The 1,462-nt window shown below is 75.5% G+C and carries 1 protein-coding gene; it reads right to left on the reverse strand.

Going from position 1 to position 1,462, the window contains the following annotated elements:
* A partial coding sequence (locus JAO81_RS23445) for a DoxX family membrane protein (RefSeq protein ID WP_307813587.1) occupies window positions 1-1,461 on the reverse strand: 1,461 nt, incomplete at its 3' end.
* Window position 1,462 lies beyond the last annotated feature (1 nt).

Consider the following 1,462-nt stretch of genomic DNA (forward strand, 5'->3'; position numbering starts at 1 on the left):
GCCACCGCCGGAGGAACCACCGGGCTCGCCGGCCGAGCCCCCGGAGCCGTCCGAGCCACCGGACGTGGGACCACCGCTGGTCGCCGGCGGCTCGGGCTCCGACTGCGCAGGCGGGGCCTGACCCGACCCGGCCGTCTCGCTGGGCCGCCCCGCCCCCGCCGAACCGGACTCGCGCACCGACTCGGGCGTGGACGCCGAGTCGGACGGCGGCGCCGAAGTAGCGCCCTCCGTGGGCGACTTGGAGGCCGACGGGCTGCCCTTGTCGGAGCGGCCCTCACGGGACTGGCTGGGCAGCGGCGAGCCGGGCAGTTCGTTGCGCGGCGGCTGGCCGGGACCCGGCACCGTGACGGTCTGCGCACTGCGCACCGCACCGCCGAGCAGGGCGCCGAGCAGCAGCGTGGCGCCCACGACGAACGTGCCGATGAGCAGCCCGCGGCGCAGCACCCGGCGGCGCAGCTCCCAGAGTTCGGAGCGCGGTCCGAGCGTGCGCCAGGCCTCGCTCGCGAGCCGCCCGTCCACCGAGTACACCGGGGCGCCCGCGATGATCAGCGGCGACCAGGCGGCCAGGTAGATGATGTCCGGCGCGTCGTACGCGGGAACGGTCTTCCAGCTGACGGTGACGAGCAGCGCCGCGGAGAGCAGCGCACCGATCACCGCCGCGACCCGCTGCCACAGACCGAGCACCGTCAGGACGCCGACGATCACCTGCAGGAAGGCGATGACGAGCCCGGCGCCGACCGGGTGCTGCAGCGCGAAGTCCCGCAGCGGTTCGGCCAGCGGCCAAGGGTGCAGGGAATTCAGCCACTTGACCATCGAGCCGCGCTCGCCGCCGTCGAAGTAGACGGGGTCGCAGAGCTTGCCCAGGCCGGCGTAGATGGAGATGAAGCCGAGGAAGATACGGAGCGGGAGCAGGACGACGCCGAGGTTGAGCCGGCGTCCGGGGTAGTACGCGTGCCGGACCGAGTCCGCTCCGTGGCGCCGCGCACCGGCCTCGTCGTCCTCGTCGAACTCGTCGTCCTCGTAGGGGGGTCCCGGCTGCGCGGGGCTTTCGCCCTCGGAGCGGAAGAGCCCGTCGTAGGCGCTGTCGAAGGCGGAGACCGCCGGGATGAGCCGGGTCTCGTCGCCCTCGGGGGCGCGCGGCCCGACCACCTGCGGTGTCTCGACGGTCGCGTCGGGGTCGATGCCGCCGAGCCGGTCGAGTTCCTCGACCTTGATCCGCGGGATGACCTGAGTGGCCGCTCCGTCGCCGAACTCCTGGGCGCCCTGCGCCACTTCGGCCCTGCGGGCGGCCTGCAGCAGTCCGGTGGCCGCGAGGTCGCCGGGCTCGCTCTTGCCGCTCCACACGACGGGCGCCCGGCGCCGTACGACGGAGGCGCCGGCGGCCGCGGGGGTGGGGGCGGCGACGGGGGGGGCGGCGGGGGTGCGCGGGGGCCGGGGGAGGTTCGGGGCCGGGGGGTGCACA

It is taken from the genome of Streptomyces sp. N35, from assembly GCF_016464295.1.
Lineage (GTDB): Bacteria > Actinomycetota > Actinomycetes > Streptomycetales > Streptomycetaceae > Streptomyces.